Here is a 16,943-nt window from a genome sequence, read left to right on the forward strand (position 1 = left end):
CCGTCGGTGTACGGCTTCTTCGCCTCCAGGCCGAAACCGGTCGCCCGGTGCCGGCGCAACTGCTCGACCTCCTGGAAGGACCCCGGGTCCAGGAGCAGCTCGATGCGCTCCCGCGCCGTCAGCTTGCCCTTGGCGTGCTGCGCCTCGGTCGCCTTCTCGCTGGGGCCCGCCACGGCCTGCGCACGGATCTCGTGCAGTTCGGCGACCCGCCCGCGCGCGTCCGTCGGCTCGCCGGTCGGCTCACCCGTCGTCTCTTCCAAAACGGTCATGTAGCGACCTTACGAAGGACGCCAAGGAAAGCGAGCCGTCGACTCCGTACAGTCTCCAGCCCGTTTTCCTGGTACCACCGAACAGAACCTGAACCGCATGCAGCCGTTCCGACTGCTCAGAGGCCACCGGTGTTGTAGAAGGGCCACAAAGCCGTCACCTGAGAGCCACCTCACATTCGTGGGTGGCACATGCCATCCCTGGAGTGACACGGAGCCTCAGACGGCCCCCTGTGGAGAGGACCTCGACAGTGTCGTCGGCGCGGATGACGGAGCGCACCGGACGGTCCCAGACGATCTCCTGCGGGGTACCCGTGCGGGGCGGCTCGCTCACGCACAGGGTAGCGGTCCCCTCCCGGTGCCTGACGAGCACACTCGCGGGCCCGGAGGCTGCCAGATCACCTGCTTCCCCGGCCTCCCAGAGATTGGCGGCGGTCAGCCCGCACGCGGGCACGGCCACGGCCTGGCGGCGGGCGTCGTTGGCGAGGACACGCAGCCAGTGGCGGTCGGCGGCGCGGGACGCGACCTCGGCACGGGAGGCGCCGGGCAGCAGGACGTAGACGTAGGCGGCGTCGGCCGGGTCGGTGCCGTGGTCGAGCCAGAGGGTCTGCCAGCGGCGGGTGTGCCGCTCGGCGGTGCTGGTGGTGTTGATGTCGGACCAGGCGCCGGTGCGGTCCTCGCGCAGGGTGCGCAGGGCGCCGCCGGAGGGCAGGATCCAGCCGCCGTGGTCCTCCAGGTGCGCCCAGCCGGGGCCGCGGGTCAGGGACTGGGTGCCGCTCTCACCGAGGTTGCGGTTGTCCACGACCGTCTCGACCGGGACACCGTCGGCGCAGCTGATCCCGGCGCCGAGGCAGACGACCGCGTCGGCGAGGAAGAACCAGGACTTGCGTGCCTGAAGCGTCGAGCCGAGCCCCTTGAGGTGCTGCCCCACGGCCGCGCAGGTGCCGTCGGTCGTGCCGCCGACCCAGCGGACGTCCGGCCTGGGGGCGCCCCACTCGCCGCCGGCCCGGTCGGCGAGGCGCTTGGTGGACACGGTGGTGCCCGGGAGCCGGTACCAGTCGATCGTCGGCCAGAACCAGTCGGTGTACTGATCGGACCGGCCGCTGCGCCCGCTGGGCCACCAGGAGAGCATTCCGGAGCCGGTGTGCCAGCCGCGCGGGTTCTCGCCGTTGCCGCACTCGTAGTGCGCGATGCGCTCGTCGGCCATGGAGAGCGCGGCGGTGAAGCGGGGGCCGCGGTGGACGGCCCGGCCCATGGCCGGGAAGAGGCGGTGGCCGAGGGGTTCCGCGGCGGCGGGTACGGGTGCGGAGGCGACCGTGTGCAGCCGGGCCAGGTCGGCCACCCCGAACTGACCGGACGTCAGGACCGGGGTCACGGTGTCCCGTTGGATCCAGCCCTTGATCCTGCCGTACCACCGTTCCCGTTCCGACGCGCTCGCGGCGCCCGCGAGCAGGGCGACGGCTGCGATCAGGGCGTGGCCGTGGTAGTGGTCGCTGCGCATGAGGTGCAGGTCGTCGCCGAGCAGGTAACCCCGGCTGATGGCACGGCCGTTGACGCAGTCCATCACGAGTCCGTCGTGGATCAGCGGGGCGTAGGCGTGCTCGACGCTGTCGAGGACGTTCTGCCGGGCCGGGTCGGTGACCGCCCAGTCGGAGTCGGCGAGCAGCGTGAGGAGCCGGGCGAGGCCGTCGAGCAGGACCTGGCCGTACGTCCCCGAGTAGGCGACCCAGGTGTGCTGGACGAAGGAGCCGTCGGTGTGGAGCCCGTCGCCCCGGGTGACGTACGGGAAGACCGGTGAGAGGGCGTCCCGGGCGAGGGTGATGCGGTCGCCGGCCCGGCCGAGGATGCCGCGCAGGGCGACGGAGCGGCACAGGTCGACGCGGTTGGCACCGGTGGAGGTGCCGGAGTAGTCGGTGAGCATCGCGTCCGGGACGAAGTGGCCGACGGCCGCGCAGGCCGAGGCGATGCGGGCCTCGCCGAGGTGGTCGTACAGCGCGGCCGTGATGTCCATGAGGAGCCGGGGGCTGCCGATCTGCCATTCCCACCAGTTGCCGTAGCGGGTGGTGGCGGGGTTGTAGACGGTGGCGGAGAGGTGGTCGAGGCCGCGCAGGACGGCGGCGAGGAGTGTGCCGTCGCCGGTGACGCCGGTACCGGGCTGGACGTGGGCCTGGGCCATGGTCCACAGACGGTCGTAGCTGAAGGTGATGCCGGAGGGCGGGTCGAAGGGGTGGCCGGGCCAGAGGGAGTCCGGGGACGGACTCATGGCGGCCTGGAATCCCCGGGCCCGTTCCCCCAGCCCGGCGAGCCGGGAGGCGTACGGTTCGGCGGTCGCGTCGTAGCCCGTGCCGAGGGCGAGGCCGAGCCAGCGGCGGCGGAGAGTGTCGTAGGGGTCGGCGGGGGCCGCGCGGGCCCTGGGGGCAAGGCCGGCCGCCAGTGCGGTGGCCAGCAGGAGCGCGCGCCGGGTCGGTCCGGTCGGGCCCATCGGGCACCGCCCCTTCCTGCGGTCGGCCGTGCTTGCCGCGGGTCGGCTGTGCAGGTGGTGCACGCAGATGGTGCCCGAGTCATGCCCGCGCACACCAGAGGGCACGCACGGTGACTCCCGGTTACGGTGAGAACACGATGCGGATGATGTTGAAAACTGAACGGAATAGGTCTACGGTCGATCCCGTTGAGTTCGTTGAACGTTAAACAGTAAGTGCCGCGGCTTCGGCACCCACCGGCCGCGTCCGTCCCCAAGGAGTACGTCATGGGCATCTTCGGCCGTAAGGAAAGCACCCCCGCCACCTCGGCACCCGCCGCCGTCAGTCCCGAACTGGCCGCGCTGACCGGTGAGTACACGATCGACCCGGCCCACACCACGATCGGCTTCGTGGCCCGCCACGCGATGGTCACCAACGTCAAGGGCGGCTTCCACGACTTCACCGGCGCACTGCACCTGGACGGCGGGGACCCCGCCAAGTCCACCGCGACCATCGATGTGCAGATGGACAGCGTCGAGACCGGCAACGCCGACCGTGACGGCCACCTGAAGTCCGCGGACTTCTTCAAGACCGACGAGTTCCCGGCCATGACCTTCCGCTCCACCAAGGCGGAGGCCCTGGGCGGCGACGAGTACCGCGTCACCGGCGACCTCTCCATCCTCGGCGTGACCAGGCCGCTCACCATCGACCTGGAGTTCAACGGCTCCGCGAAGGACCCGTTCGGCAACGAGCGCGTCGGTTTCGAGGGCAAGGCCGAGATCCTGCGCTCCGACTGGGGCCTGACCTGGAACGCCGCACTGGAGACCGGTGGCTTCCTGGTCTCCGACAAGATCAAGCTGGTCTTCGACATCTCGGCGATCAAGAACGCGTGAGCCCCCGGCGATCCGTCGGTGCCGCCACGCCCGTACCCGCGAGCGCCCGCCCTCCGACTCCCCCGGAAAAGGGAGGGCGGGCGCTCGCGTGTGCGTGCCAGGATGACCCGATGGGATCGTCCTCGGGACAGTACGAACTGTACGAACGGTACGAGCAGACCGACTGGGTCCATCTCACCTCGTACGCGAACCTGCCGGGGTGCCCCCGCCCCGTCTCCGTTCTGCTCGGTTGACTGCGGGAACGCGGCATCGACTGGATGCCGTTCGCCGAGCACGAGGTGCGGATCGACCTGATGTGCCGCAGGGACGCGGAGGGGCACCCGCACGGCACGTTCGGGCTGAACGTGGATGCCCGGGCGTTGTGGCGCCTCGGGCTGCATCCCGGCCAGCCGACCTCGGTCGTCGACGGACCCTCCCCGCCCGCCTGGTGGCATGCCGCCGGTGAGCGCTACGCCACCCGTTCCGTGGTGCGCCGACGCCACGACGGCCGCTGAACCGGCAGCAGGTACCAGGACGCCCCGACCGACAGGATCGCGCCCACGGCGATCCCGGCCAGACGGGTGGGCAGGAGGCTTGCCGCGTCCTGGCCGAAGTAGCCGAGGAGGAGGGAGAGGGCGGTCGTCATGCCGGCCGCCCAGAAGGCGTAGTTGAGCGGCCGCAGCCACAGGGCCACGGCCAGAACGGCGAACATCACCGCCACCGCCGTACGACCGGTGACGCCGGCGGCCGCCACGCCCGTGGCGAGGAGGGTGCCGGCGCAGGCGCCGAGAAGACGCTCGACTCCCTTGCGCAGGACGTCCGTCCGGCCGCGGTTGCCGCTCGCCACGACGTACGCCGTGAGGACCGGCCAGGGCCAGTGACCGTCGTAGAGCAGCCGGCCGAGGGCGAAGGCCGCGCCCACCCCGGCCGCCATCTGGACGGCCATGCGGGTGCTGGGGCGCGGACGCAGCCGGGATGCGCGCCGGGGCCTTGCCGGTTCGGCTTCGGCGGGCCACGGGCCGTAGGCGTCGGCCAGCGTCTGGACCAGGCAGACGCTGGACCAGGCCAGTACGCCGATCAGGGCCGACCAGGCCCAGTTCACGAGTGCATGCTGGGCGCCGTGCGGCAGGGCCGGGCCGGGAACGACCAGCAGCGCCACGAGCGGGAGCGTGATCAGGGTGCCCGCCCCGGTCGCGGCGGGGCCGTAGCGGCGGATCCAGACGGCCAGCGAGAGGCCGGCGGTGAAGACGGTCGCGCCCAGCCAGTAGTGGGCGGCGATCAGGCGGCCGACCAGGGCGCAGACCGCCGCCACGGCCGGCAGCAGCGCGAGTGCGGTCAGACGGCCACGCCACCCTGCCGTCCGCTGCGTCCTCGCCAGGGTCACGGTCAGGACGACCGCGAGGACGACCGAGTCGGTGTGCAGTCCCGCCGCGCCCTCCAGCCACAGGGCGATCGACCAGGAGAGCAGGACGGCTGTCATCGTGACGGCAGATTCATACGCGTTGCGTATCAGTTTGTCGGACACAGGCCCAGAATATTGGCACTCGGTGAGTCACAGAAGTATGCGTTGCGTATCGTTTACCGGTATGGATCACCTTTCCGAAGCCGCCCGTCTGCGGCGTGGTGCCGTCCGGCTGAACCGACGTCTCAGGCAGGAGCGCGGGGACGGGAGTCTCAGTCCCAACCAGCTCGCCGTGCTCGGCCATCTGCATCGGCACGGCTCGGCGACACCCGGAGAGATCGCGGCGGAGGAGCGACAGCGGCCGCAGTCGCTCACCCGGGTCTTCGCGGAGCTGGAGGCGGAGGGGCTGATAGCGCGGGAGCCGGGCACGGCGGACCGGCGTCAGGCGGTGCTCACCCTCACCGAGCCGGGGCGGCGGGCGCTGGAACGGGACATGGCCGAGCGGGACGCCTGGCTGGCCGGGGCGCTCGGCGCGCTGGGCGAGACGGAGCGCGGGGTGCTGGCGCTGGCGGCGGCACTGATGGAGCGGCTTGCCTCGGCGGACGGGCCGGCGCGGCAGGGCTGATGTGCCGCCGTCCGGTGCCGTGCCTCAGAAGCCCCCGCCGAAGTCGCCGCCGCCGTCCCCGCCGCCGCCGAAGCCTCCGCCGTCGCCGAAGCCGCCCCCGAAATCCCCCGGGTCGAAGTCCGCGCCCGAGACGTCGCCGCCCTGGTAGCCGCCGCCGAAGTCGCCGTAGCCGGTCCCGTAGTCGGCCCCGTAGGACGGGGTGGCCATCGCGCCGCCCAGCAGGGTGCCGACGAGCAGGCCGGGCAGGATGCCGCCGCCGAAGTAGCCGCCGGCCCAGGGGCCGTAGGCGGGGCCGGCGTCCCAGTAGGGGCGGCGGCCGTAGTCGGTGTCGACCTCGCGGATCACCGGGTCGCGGCCGTCGGCCAGGCGGGCGGCGTCGGCCGCGCAGACCGGGACCCGGCGCGGGGCGCCGCTGGGCGGAGCCCAGTCGTCATCGGTGACCGAGGGACCGTGGCGCGGGTCGAAGAAGCAGGGCGGGCGACGCTCCGGGAGGGGGCGGTGCTCGCGACGGGCGGCGAGCTGGGCGAGGGAGAAGCGGCCGTCCTCCAGGGCCTCGGTGACCGCGCGGACGTCCTCGGGTCTGCGGGCGTCGGCCATGAACTGCTTCGCCTTCTCGTAGGCGTCCAGGGCCCGCTCGTAGTCCGCGCGCATGGCGTCGTCGGCGCCCAGCTCGGCCGGGTGGAAGTCCAGCCGGTCGAGTTCCTCGCCGAAGGCGGTGATGTCCTCGTCCACGACCACCCGCAGCCGGTCCAGGGCCGCCCGCTGCTCCTCGGCGCGCCGGCGGCGGCTGCGGCGGACCAGCGCGTAGGCGCCCGCCCCGCCGGCCACCAGGACCGCACCGGCGGTGATCAGCGCCGTGCCGGACACTCCCCCGCCCGAACCGGAGGAGCCCCAGGACGAGGGGGCGTGGCCGCCCATGTTGGCCAGGGCGCGGTCGGTGAAGTCGGTGAGCTGGGTCTTGGCGCTCCCGCCCTGGACGCTGGTGACGAGGTTCTGCACGGCGGTGCGCGGGAGGACCGAGGCATCGGCGCGGGCGTCGAAGCGGTCGCCGAGGCGGATGGCGTACAGGCCGGTGACGCCGGTGGCCGTGCGCAGGTCGGAGAAGAGGTTCCGGGTGGGATAGCCGGCGGGCAGGACCGCGATGAACAGGGGCTTGTTCGCGTCCTTGATCCGCTTGACGAGGGTGTCCGCGTCGGCGGCGGACAGCTGGGCGGAGGCCGCCGGGTCGACGTAGACCGGACCCTTGCGCAGGGCGTCGGCGATCGTGGAGATGCTGGTGGCCGCCATCGCGCCGGGCGTCAGTGCCGTCACGATCACCAGGGTCAGGGCGGCCAGCAGCAGTGCCGGGAGGCTTCGGGTCCGCAGGACGGCCTTCATCCTTCGAAGCTACCCGAAGCCTCCCGAAATGGGATATTCATCCCGGCCGTTCATTCCCAAGGGTCATCCCGGTCCTACGGGTCATCCCTCTGGGCACCCCTCTCGGGCAGCCCTGTCGGGCATCTCTGTCGGGCAGTCCTGTCGGGAGGGGCGGATCCACGCGGCCCGGTACGCCTCCTCCAGCTTCCGCACCGCCGCTGCGTACCTGCCGGTCAGCAGCAGGTGGTCGGCGTCGGCGAACGGCCCCGCCACCGCCTCCGTGATCCGCTGCCCCGCCTTCTGCTGGACGATCAGCCGTGCCCGGGCGACCAATTCCCGTCCGGTCCGGCCGGCGCCCGCCCGCTCGGCCGCCGCGGCCCCCGCCGCGAGCGCGCGCAGGGTCGCCGCGCCGCCCTGCGGGACGTGGGTGAGCGTGGTCAGGCCCCAGCCGTAGGGGAACTGGGGGTCGTACGACGCGTCGCCGACGTTGATCGGCAGCTGGGCCTCGGACCTGGGCCAGGTGACGGGGAGCTGTCCGGTGAAGGGCCGGGCGCCGTAGAGGACGTCGGCGACGCCCTCGCCCTCGGTGCCGGGCAGCCACGAGGCCACGAGTGCGTCGATCTCGTCGAGCCGGTCCCCGATCAGCTGCGGACGCCCGGAGACGACCAGCACGACGCACTTCATGGCCGCGCACACCTTGTCCACGGCGGCCCGGTCCGCGGCGGACAGCTGGAGCGAGTGACCGTTGCCGACGTCGCCGACGCCCTCGGCGTACGGGGTCTCGCCGACGACGACCACACCGGCGTCGTAGCCGCCGGTCGGCGCGGAGGCGTCCTTGGACCAGGTGACGTTCCCGCCCGCCTCGCGCATGCCCTGGAGGATGGTCGTGCCCGGGGTGGTGTTCCCGGAGGAGCCCTGCCAGGTGATGGTCCAGCCGCCGGTCTGGTTGCCGATGTCGTCGGCGTCGGACCCGGCGACGTACACCTTCGCGCTCTTCTTCAGGGGCAGCAGCCCGCCGGTGTTCTTCAGCAGTACCTGGGACTCGGCGGCGGCCTGCCGGGCCACGGCCCGGTGCGCCCGGGAGCCGATCCGCGCGGCGCCGGCGGTGTCGGCGTAGGGGTGCTCGAAGAGGCCCAGCCGGAACTTCTGCGTGAGGATGCGGGAGACGGCGTCGTCGATCCGCCGCTCGCTGATCCGCCCGGCCTTCACCTCGTCGACGAGGGTCGCGCCGAAGTCCTTGTACGTGTACGGCACCATCATCATGTCGACGCCCGCGTTCACCGACGTGCGGACGTGGGACGCGTAGTCGCCGGGGAGCTGGTCGATGGCGTTCCAGTCGCTGATGACGAAGCCTTCGAAGCCCATCCGGCCCTTGAGGACGCCGTTGATCATGTCGGCCCGGGCGTGCATCTTCACCGGGCCCTGCCCGTCGCCGAGCACGTCCAGGGAGGAGTACGACGGCATGACCGTGCCGATGCCCCGGTCGACGGCCGTCCGGAACGGCGCCAGGTGGACGGCCTCCAGCTGCTGCCGGGTGACCTTGGTGACGCCCTGGTCGATGGTGTACGTCCCCGTGGTCGAGGAGCCGTACGCGGTGCCGCCGTCGCCGACGAAGTGCTTGGCGGTGGCCAGGACTTTGTCGTCGCGGCCGAGGTCACGGCCGTTCGCGCGGCCCTGGAGGCCCTGGACGATCGTCTCCATGGACTGCACGAGGGCCGGGTCCTCGCCGAAGGACTCGTAGGAGCGGCCCCAGCGCTCGTCGCGGCTCACGCACAGGCAGGGCGCGAAGTCCCAGGGGATGCCGGTGGCGCGCACCTCGGCGGCCGTCACCGCGCCGGTCCGCTCGGCGAGTCGGGGGTCACGGGTGGCACCGATGCCGATGTTGTGCGGCATGATCGTGGCGCCGGTCAGGTTGTTGTGGCCGTGGACCGCGTCGACGCCGTAGATCAGCGGGATCTGGAAGCGGGTCGCCCGGGTGCGCAGCTGGAAGCCGTCGATCATCTTCGCCCACGCCTCGGGGGTGTTGGGCGTCGGGGTCGAGCCTCCGCCGGACAGGAGCGAGCCGAGCGCGTCGTCGGCGATGTCCCCCTGGTTCGTCAGGGCGCCGCGCTCCGCCTGGGTCATCTGGCCGGCCTTCTCCGCCGGGGACATGCGGGACAGCAGGTCGGCGACGCGTTTGCCGACCGGCAACCCGGCGTTCAGGTACGGCAGTCCGTGCGCGTCGATGACGACCTGCGGGGTCTCGGCGGGGGCCTTGGCGCCGTCGACCGTGAGCTTCAGCGGAATGGTCCGTGCGGCCGCGGCGCCGGCGGCTTTCGCGGTCGGCACCCTGATCGTCCGCGTGGTTCCGGACGCCGTGCCGGCCGGGAAGGTGAGGGTGCCCGAGACCGGCGTGTAGTCCTTGCCGGGGGTGGCGGTGCCGCCGGTGGTCTCGTAGGTGACCGTCACCGGCTCGTCGATCGGGGCGGAGCCGGTGGTGGCGACGGCGACCTCGACCGTGGCCGTGCCGCCCGCCCGGACCGGGTGGACGGCGGAGTCGGTGGTCACGGAGGCGCGCAGCGACTGGTCGGCCCTGCCGTACAACTCGACGTCGTCCATGGCGAAGTCGCCCTTGGTGCCGGCCGGGAGGGTGACGGCGTACCCCCACATCTGCGTGAGGCCGAGGACGTGGTCGATGCCGCCGACGGGCTGGTAGTCCGTGCGGTAGGCGAAGTCGGTGAAGGGGATCTCGATCTGTTTCCAGCCGGCGAAGTCGTCGGTGAAGGAGGTCGTCCACAGCTCGGAGGCCTCGCCGTTCGCGCCGCCGTCCTTGATCTCGAGGGCGGTCTTCCTGCCGGTGTCCCGGCCGTCCCACCAAAAGCGGATGCCCCGGTGGGCGGACCAGTCGTGGGCGGGCTCGGTGGCGGCGAAGTCGTGGGTGAAGCCGCCGTAGCCGCTGATGTCGTAGCTGCCGGTGAGGACCTTGGCGCCCTCGGGGGCGTCGGAGCGGTCGGCCAGGTGCAGGGCCGGCGGGTCGTCGGAGTCGCTCCCCCAGGTGAAGATGCCCTCGGCGGGCTGGGAGGCGAAGGGGACCTCGCCCTCGAAGCGGTCGACAGGGGTGGGGACGGGGTCGTCCGCGGCCCGCGAGGCGGTCGGCGACAGCAGTGCGGCGAACAGGACGGCGGAGACGAGCAGGGCGGTTCTTGGCATGGACCTTCCCTCGGCTCTCTGGTTCACTCAGGCTCCCACAGTTCACTCATGACTTAGATCACGTCGTGAGTTAACTAACGGCCCGCAGACCCGTCAAGACGTCCCGTCAGGAAGGGCTATGCACCCATGAGGAGAACCCCCCGCGCGCTCCGGCTGCTGCTGGCCGGAATGCTCTCCGCGGCCGGCATCACCGCGGTCACCGTCCCCGCACACGCCACGGGCGAGAAGGTCACCGCCTGGCTGACCACCACCGACGACGCCGGCGGCCGCCATGTGGTCCGGGGCCTCGAGGCCCAGACACCGTTCGCCTTCCAGTCCGGGACCGGCGGCAGCGGCGAGAACATCACCGTCGACGAGAACACCCGCTACCAGACCTTCACCGGCGGCGGCGCGTCCTTCACGGACACCGCGGCCTGGCTGATGAACAGCAGCGGGGCACTGTCGCAGGCCACACGGGACGCGGCCATGCGCAAGCTGTTCTCCCCGACGGACGGCATCGGGCTGTCCTTCCTGCGCAATCCGATGGGCGCCTCGGACCTGGCCCGGTACGGGTACACGTACGACGACGTACCGGCCGGGCAGACGGACCCCTCGCTCGCGAAGTTCTCCCTCGCGCACGACCTCGCCGACGTCGCCCCGCTGACGAAGCAGGCACTCCAGCTGAATCCGGCGCTGACCGTGATGGCCTCGCCGTGGACGGCGCCGGCCTGGATGAAGGACAGCGGGTCCCTCGACGGGGGCCGGCTGAAGGCCGAGGACTACGGCGTCTACGCCTCCTACATCGTGAAATACCTCCAGGCGTACAAGGACCAGGGCGTGAACGTCTCGTACGTCACCGCACAGAACGAGCCGACCTGCTGCTCGGGCTATCCGTCGATGAGCTGGAACGCGAGCGGGCTCGCCTACTTCACCAAGAACGAACTGCTGCCCAGGCTCCAGGCTGCCGACCTGACGACCAAGGTGCTCGCGCACGACTGGAACTGGGACGTCTACGACTCCTACGCGGCCCGGACCGTGGACGACGCGGCGGTGCGCAACCACCCCAACTTCGGCGGGATCGCCTGGCACGGCTACGGCGGCGACGTCGGCAAGCAGACGGCCGTGCACGACCAGTACCCGGGCCTGGACGCGTTCGGCACCGAGCACTCGGGCGGCACCTGGATCGCCGACCAGCAGCGCGAGGACATGACCGACATCATCGACTACACGCGCAACTGGGCGAAGTCGGTGACCAAGTGGTCGCTGGCCGTGGACCAGAACATGGGGCCGCACAACGGGGGATGCGGCACCTGCACCGGACTGATCACCGTGCACAACGGGGACGGCGCGAGCGGCACGGTGGACTACACGGTCGAGTACTACGACATGGGCCATCTGACGAAGTTCGTCCGGCCGGGCGCGACGCGGATCGCCTCCACGGCATCGAGTGCCGTGCCCAACGTGGCGTGGCGCAACCCGGACGGCAGCAAGGCGCTGATCGCGTACAACGACTCGTCGGCGGCCAGGACCGTGACCATCGACTGGGGCTCGCAGCACGCCACCTACTCGCTGCCCGGAAAGACCTCGGCGACCTTCACCTGGTCCGGCGCACAGTCGGGCGGGGGCGCCCGGATCGGGTCCTTCGTGGGCCTTGCGGGCAAGTGCCTGGACGTGGCGGGCGGTTCGAGCGCGAACGGTACGGCGGTGCAGCTCTACGACTGCAACGGGAGCGCGGCGCAGCAGTGGACGGTGCGGGCCGACGGGGCCGTGCAGGCGCTCGGCAAGTGTCTGGACGTGACGTCGGGGGCCACGGCGGACGGGGCGAAGGTGCAGTTGTACGACTGCAACGGGACCGGGGCGCAGCGGTGGTCGTACGACGCGGCCACCGGTGATGTGGTGAACACGGCCGCGGGCAGGTGTCTGGACGTGACGGACAACTCGTCGGTGAACGGGTCGAGGGCGCAGATCTGGTCGTGCACGGGGGGTGCCAACCAGAAGTGGAGGTTGCAGTAGGAGCAGGCCGGAAGACGCGGCTCCCTGTCCCCGCCACCAGGGGGCTCCGCCCCTGTTCCCCCGCCCCATGCCCACCCACCTCCCGACTCGGCGGGCTGGAAGGTGCAGGCCGAAACGCGACGAGCCGCACGGTGCTCAGGCCGAAAAGCGACGGGCTGCACGGTGCTCAGGCCGAATAGCGACGAGCTGCACGCCGCTCGGGCCGAAAAGCGACGGCCTGGAAAGCCGGCCGGGAAGGCCTGGTCGGACGGGAAGGGCGGTCGGACGGTAGGTGGGGGACCTGGGAAACGGCCGACGGGAAGGTGGGCGGTCGGTTTCGGGGGCTGAGGGGCGGGGGGACGGTGGGTGCGGGACCATGGGGGAACCGGCGTCCCGCCGGACGCCCACGCCTGACGTTTGCGACCTGGAGTGCGGACATGAGCACAGCGCGGGACCTGTTGATCGTCGCCCTGGACGTCCCGTCCGGACGGCCCGTGGGACAGGGCGACCTCTCGCTCGCCCTGGCGGGAGCCGAGCTGATCGACCTGATCGCCGCCGAGGCCGTCACCCTGGACGACGAACACATCGTGCCCGGCCTGCAGCCGGCCACGGGTGACCGGCTGCTGGACGCGGCCTCGACCGCACTCGTGCGGCAGGCGCCGTACGAGTCCGTCGAGGACTGGCTGTGGCGCCGCGGACGCGACCTGGCCGGGGCCTACGCCGACGAACTGGAGGCACAGGGACGGGCCGGATCCCGGCACCGCTGGCTGCCCCGCCGCAGCACCGCGGACGACGCCCGGCCGGACACACCGGAGCGTCGGCACGCCACCGAGCGCTGGGCCTCCCGTGAACCCGTCCTCGTCGGTCTCGCGGCCGCCCTGGGGATCCCCGAGGGAGCGGCCGAACCGGCCCCGGAGGACCTCCCCGGCGACGCGGTGGTGACCGTTCTCGCAGTCGTCAACGACGCGCTGACGGAACTGGAGGCCGTACGGCAGCGGCGGCGCATCGAGGAGGACGCGTTCGACAACGTGTGGCGCGCCCCCTGAGGCGGATCACGCTCACGCCCCCCGAGACGGCTCACACTGACCCGCCCCTCAGGCGGATCACGCTGACGCGCCCCCGAGGCTGATCACGTCGGCTTACCCCTGAAGCGGATCACGCTGGCACACCCCCGAGGGGACACTCCGGCGCGCCCGCCCGAGGCGGATCACTCGGCAGGCTCGACCCCGGCGCGCAGGAGGCCGTAGGTGCAGGCGTCCTCCAGGGCCTGCCAGGAGGCGGCGATGACGTTGTCCGCCACGCCGACCGTGGACCACTCGCCCTTGCCGTCGGAGGTGGAGATCAGGACGCGGGTGGTGGAGGACGTGCCGTGCTTGCCCTCCAGGATGCGGACCTTGTAGTCCACCAGCTCCAGCTTGGCGAGCTGCGGGTAGATCTTTTCGAGGGCCACGCGCAGCGCCCGGTCCAGGGCGTTGACCGGGCCGTTGCCCTCCGCGGTGGCGACGATCCGCTCGCTCTTGGCCCACAGCTTGACCGTGGCCTCGTTGGCGTGGCTGCCGTCGGGGCGGTCCTCGACGATCGCCCGCCAGGACTCGATCTCGAAGTACTTCAGCGGCCGGCCCTCGACCTCGGCGCGCAGCAGGAGTTCGAAGGAGGCGTCGGCGGCCTCGTAGGTGTAGCCCTTGAGCTCGCGTTCCTTCACCCGCTCGACGACGCGGCCCACCAGCTCACGGTCGCCGCCCAGGTCGATGCCGAGTTCCTTGCCCTTCAGCTCGATGGAGGCGCGGCCCGCCATGTCGGAGACCAGCATGCGCATGGTGTTGCCGACCAGCTCAGGGTCGATGTGCTGGTACAGGTCCGGGTCGACCTTGATCGCGGAGGCGTGCAGGCCCGCCTTGTGCGCGAAGGCCGAGACGCCGACGTACGGCTGGTGCGTGGACGGGGTGAGGTTCACGACCTCGGCGATCGCGTGCGAGATCCGCGTCGTCTCGCGGAGGTGGCCCTCCGGCAGCACCTTCTTGCCGTACTTCAGCTCCAGGGCGGCGACCACCGGGAAGAGGTTGGCGTTGCCGACCCGCTCGCCGTAGCCGTTCGCCGTGCACTGCACGTGGGTCGCGCCCGCGTCCACCGCCGCCAGCGTGTTCGCGACCGCGCAGCCGGTGTCGTCCTGGGCGTGGATGCCGAGCCGGGCGCCGGTGTCGGCGAGGACCGTGGAGACGACCGCCTGGACCTGGGCGGGGAGCATGCCGCCGTTGGTGTCGCAGAGGATCACGACGTCCGCGCCGGCCTCGGCGGCCGTACGGACGACGGACTTCGCGTACTCGGGGTTGGCCCGGTAGCCGTCGAAGAAGTGCTCGCAGTCCACGAACACCCGGCGGCCCTGCCCGCACAGGTAGGAGACGGTGTCGCGGACCATCTCCAGGTTCTCCTCCAGCGTGGTGCGCAGCGCCAGCTCCACATGCCGGTCGTGCGACTTGGCGACCAGTGTGATCACCGGGGCGCCCGACGCCAGCAGCGCGTTGACCTGCGGGTCCTCGGCGGCCTTGGCGCCGGCGCGGCGGGTGGCGCCGAAGGCGACCAGCCGGGCGTGCTTGAAGTCGATCTCCTGCTGGGCGCGGGCGAAGAACTCGGTGTCCCGCGGGTTCGCGCCGGGCCAGCCGCCCTCGATGAAGCCCACGCCGAAGTCGTCCAGGTGCCGTGCGATGGCGAGCTTGTCCGCGACGGTGAGGTTGATGCCCTCGCGCTGCGCGCCGTCGCGCAGCGTGGTGTCGAAGACGTGGAACGAGTCGTCGAGCTCGCTGGTTGCCGTCTCGGTCATGGTCTCAAGGCTCCTGAATGTGGATCTTCGGTCTTACCGGAATGACCGGCTCCACCGTCCCCCCAATACTCCCTCGCGCTTCGCCTCCCGGCTGGTGGTGGGCCGGAAAACGAAAAAACCCCTCGCGGGTGCGAGAGGTCTGCGCGCGGGTCGAGGACGACGGTGGCCACCCGTACCTGGTCGTACGTGTGGTCACTGCGGACCGGCGCGCCTGCTGCCAATAATCATGGCGAACGAGAACACGGAGGCAGTCTCGCACAGCAGCGCCCCCGGCTCACCGACCGTCTCAGGATGCGGTCGTCAGGCGTCCACCGCGAGGAGGGTCTCCCCGATGAACTCCCGCACGTGGGTGATCACTTGCTCCCGGCCCGTGCCGCGCAGACCGATGGCGACATGGATGGAGAAGCCGTCCAGCAGGGCGCGCAGCCGGGCCGCACAGCGGTCGGCGTCGACCGGACGGAACTCGCCGCGCGAGACGCCCTCGGCGAGCAGCGCGACCAGGTCGCGGTGCCAGGCGCCCTCGATGGCGGCCTGCCGGTCCCGGGCCACAGCGTCGGCGGCAGCGCTCTGCGAGCGGTTCCAGACCTCCAGCCACAGCGTCCAGTGCGGGTCGCGGTGGCCGTCGGGGACGTACAGGTCGACGTACGCCTCCAGGCGCTCGCGGGCGGAGCCCGGGCGGGTGAGCAGGCGGCTGCGCTCGGCGCCCAGCCTGCCCTCGCTCCACTCCAGCGTCTGCAGCAGCAGCTCGTCCTTGGAGCGGAAGTAGTAGAGCAGGTGGCCGCTGCTCATGCCGACCTCGCGGCCCAGCCCCGCCATGGTGAGCTTCTCCAGACCGCGCTCGGCGATCATGTCCATGGCGGCGGCGAGAACCTCCTCGCGCGGCGGCGCGTTCCTGCGGGCACGGGCCGCACCGGCCATCTGCTGCTCCTGTGGGTCAGACCTTCGGCTGCTGCTGGGTGATGCAGTGGATGCCACCACCACCGGAGAAGATCGTACGGGCGTCCACCAGGGTCACCGTCCGCTCGGGGAAGAGGCGGCGGAAGATCCCGGCGGCGATCTCGTCGCGCGAGTCGTCGAAGCCGCACAGCACGACCCCACCGTTGCACAGGTAGTGGTTGATGTAGGAGTAGTCGGCCCAGTGGCCGTCGGCCTCCAGGGCGGTCGGGGCGGGCACCTCGACGACCTCCAGGCCTCGGCCGCGGGCGTCGGTCGCCGACCGAAGGATGCCGATGACCTCCTTGGTGACCTCGTGGTCGGGGTGGGCCGGGTCCGGCTGGTGGTGGGCGACGACCACGCCGGGGCGGGCGAAGGCGGCGACGATGTCGACGTGGCCGAGGGTGCCGAAGCCGTGGGGCGGGTAGTCGCCGGTGAGGCCGCGCGGCAGCCAGATCGCCTTCCGGGTGCCGAGGTGGGCGTGGATCTCCGCCTCGACCTGCTCCCTCGTCCAGCCGGGGTTGCGCTCGGGGCCGAGCTGCACGGTCTCCGTGAGCAGCACGGTGCCCTCGCCGTCGACATGGATCGCGCCGCCCTCGTTGACCAGCTGCGAGGCGTACGTCCTCGCGCCCGCGAGGTCGGAGACGTACGAGGCGATCTTGGAGTCGTGCTCCCAGCGGGCCCAGTCCTGGGCGCCCCAGCCGTTGAACGTCCAGTCCACGGCGGCCAGTCCGCCCTTGCCGTCGGTGAGGAAGGTGGGGCCGATGTCGCGCATCCAGGCGTCGTCGAGGTCGCGCTCGACCGTGTCGACGCCCGGGCCGAGCAGCGTCTCCGCCTGCGCCGACTGGCCGGGGCCGCACACGACCGTCACCGGTTCGAAGCGGAGGACGGCGCGGGCCACCGAGGCCCAGGCCATGCGGGAGAGGCGGAGGTCCTCGGGGTCCTCGAAGGTGGGGTTGGGGCCCGGCCACGCCATCCAGGTGCGCTCGTGCGGGGTCCACTCGGCGGGCATGCGGAAGCCGTCGGCTGCGGGAGTGGTCATGTCTCGGGTC

At 71.9% G+C, this 16,943-nt stretch carries 14 protein-coding genes; 6 read left to right on the forward strand and 8 right to left on the reverse strand.

The features are described from left to right. On the reverse strand, window positions 1-269 hold a 269-nt coding region (locus tag AB0H32_RS28555), incomplete at its 3' end, for a carboxyl transferase domain-containing protein (protein WP_361125918.1). A gap of 154 nt (window positions 270-423) precedes the next feature. Beyond that, window positions 424-2,748, reverse strand: coding sequence for a polysaccharide lyase 8 family protein (locus AB0H32_RS28560; RefSeq protein ID WP_361125921.1), 2,325 nt, complete (start codon window positions 2,746-2,748; stop codon window positions 424-426). A gap of 264 nt (window positions 2,749-3,012) precedes the next feature. On the opposite strand from AB0H32_RS28560, the gene AB0H32_RS28565 reads away from it, so the two are divergent. From AB0H32_RS28565 to AB0H32_RS28575, 3 genes are all read left to right on the forward strand, one after another. After that, window positions 3,013-3,618 carry a YceI family protein gene (locus AB0H32_RS28565; protein WP_361125924.1) on the forward strand — a complete coding sequence of 202 codons (606 nt, stop codon included), beginning with the start codon at window positions 3,013-3,015 and terminating at the stop codon, window positions 3,616-3,618. A gap of 110 nt (window positions 3,619-3,728) precedes the next feature. Beyond that, a complete protein-coding gene (locus tag AB0H32_RS28570) occupies window positions 3,729-3,851 on the forward strand; it encodes a hypothetical protein (RefSeq protein ID WP_361125927.1) in 123 nt (40 codons plus the stop codon). Window positions 3,852-3,875: 24 nt separating this feature from the next. After that, a complete protein-coding gene (locus tag AB0H32_RS28575; RefSeq protein ID WP_361125930.1) occupies window positions 3,876-4,112 on the forward strand; it encodes a hypothetical protein in 237 nt (78 codons plus the stop codon). Here the strand turns inward: AB0H32_RS28575 and AB0H32_RS28580 are convergent. Beyond that, window positions 4,067-5,122 (reverse strand): FUSC family protein, encoded by a 1,056-nt coding sequence (locus tag AB0H32_RS28580; protein ID WP_361125933.1) that lies wholly within the window; start codon window positions 5,120-5,122, stop codon window positions 4,067-4,069. The genes AB0H32_RS28575 and AB0H32_RS28580 overlap by 46 nt on opposite strands. 61 nt (window positions 5,123-5,183) lie before the next feature. On the opposite strand from AB0H32_RS28580, the gene AB0H32_RS28585 reads away from it, so the two are divergent. Continuing rightward, window positions 5,184-5,624 (forward strand): MarR family transcriptional regulator, encoded by a 441-nt coding sequence (locus AB0H32_RS28585; protein WP_361125936.1) that lies wholly within the window; start codon window positions 5,184-5,186, stop codon window positions 5,622-5,624. A gap of 24 nt (window positions 5,625-5,648) precedes the next feature. Here AB0H32_RS28585 and AB0H32_RS28590 read toward each other — a convergent pair whose 3' ends face one another. Next, window positions 5,649-7,001 (reverse strand): hypothetical protein, encoded by a 1,353-nt coding sequence (locus tag AB0H32_RS28590; RefSeq protein WP_361125939.1) that lies wholly within the window; start codon window positions 6,999-7,001, stop codon window positions 5,649-5,651. Between the two features lie 81 nt (window positions 7,002-7,082). Continuing rightward, on the reverse strand, window positions 7,083-10,169 hold the full coding sequence (locus tag AB0H32_RS28595) for a glycoside hydrolase family 3 N-terminal domain-containing protein (RefSeq protein WP_361125942.1): 3,087 nt from the start codon (window positions 10,167-10,169) through the stop codon (window positions 7,083-7,085). 126 nt (window positions 10,170-10,295) lie between these two features. Here AB0H32_RS28595 and AB0H32_RS28600 point away from each other — a divergent pair, with 126 nt between their 5' ends. Both AB0H32_RS28600 and AB0H32_RS28605 read left to right on the forward strand, forming a co-directional pair. Further along, window positions 10,296-12,161: a ricin-type beta-trefoil lectin domain protein gene (locus AB0H32_RS28600; protein WP_361125945.1), complete on the forward strand. Its 1,866-nt coding sequence runs from the start codon at window positions 10,296-10,298 to the stop codon at window positions 12,159-12,161. Window positions 12,162-12,577: 416 nt separating this feature from the next. Then, window positions 12,578-13,186, forward strand: coding sequence for a GPP34 family phosphoprotein (locus tag AB0H32_RS28605; RefSeq protein WP_361125948.1), 609 nt, complete (start codon window positions 12,578-12,580; stop codon window positions 13,184-13,186). Between the two features lie 161 nt (window positions 13,187-13,347). Here AB0H32_RS28605 and cimA read toward each other — a convergent pair whose 3' ends face one another. The 3 genes from cimA to AB0H32_RS28620 form a co-directional block, all read right to left on the reverse strand. Continuing rightward, a complete protein-coding gene (cimA, locus tag AB0H32_RS28610) occupies window positions 13,348-14,958 on the reverse strand; it encodes a citramalate synthase (RefSeq protein ID WP_361125951.1) in 1,611 nt (536 codons plus the stop codon). Between the two features lie 300 nt (window positions 14,959-15,258). Next, window positions 15,259-15,876 carry a TetR/AcrR family transcriptional regulator gene (locus AB0H32_RS28615; protein WP_361125954.1) on the reverse strand — a complete coding sequence of 206 codons (618 nt, stop codon included), beginning with the start codon at window positions 15,874-15,876 and terminating at the stop codon, window positions 15,259-15,261. A 16-nt stretch (window positions 15,877-15,892) separates the two neighbouring features. After that, window positions 15,893-16,933 carry an agmatine deiminase family protein gene (locus tag AB0H32_RS28620; protein WP_361125957.1) on the reverse strand — a complete coding sequence of 347 codons (1,041 nt, stop codon included), beginning with the start codon at window positions 16,931-16,933 and terminating at the stop codon, window positions 15,893-15,895. Between the last annotated feature and the right edge of the window lie 10 nt (window positions 16,934-16,943).

Source organism: Streptomyces sp. NPDC020362 (genome assembly GCF_040642095.1).
Classification (GTDB): domain Bacteria; phylum Actinomycetota; class Actinomycetes; order Streptomycetales; family Streptomycetaceae; genus Streptomyces.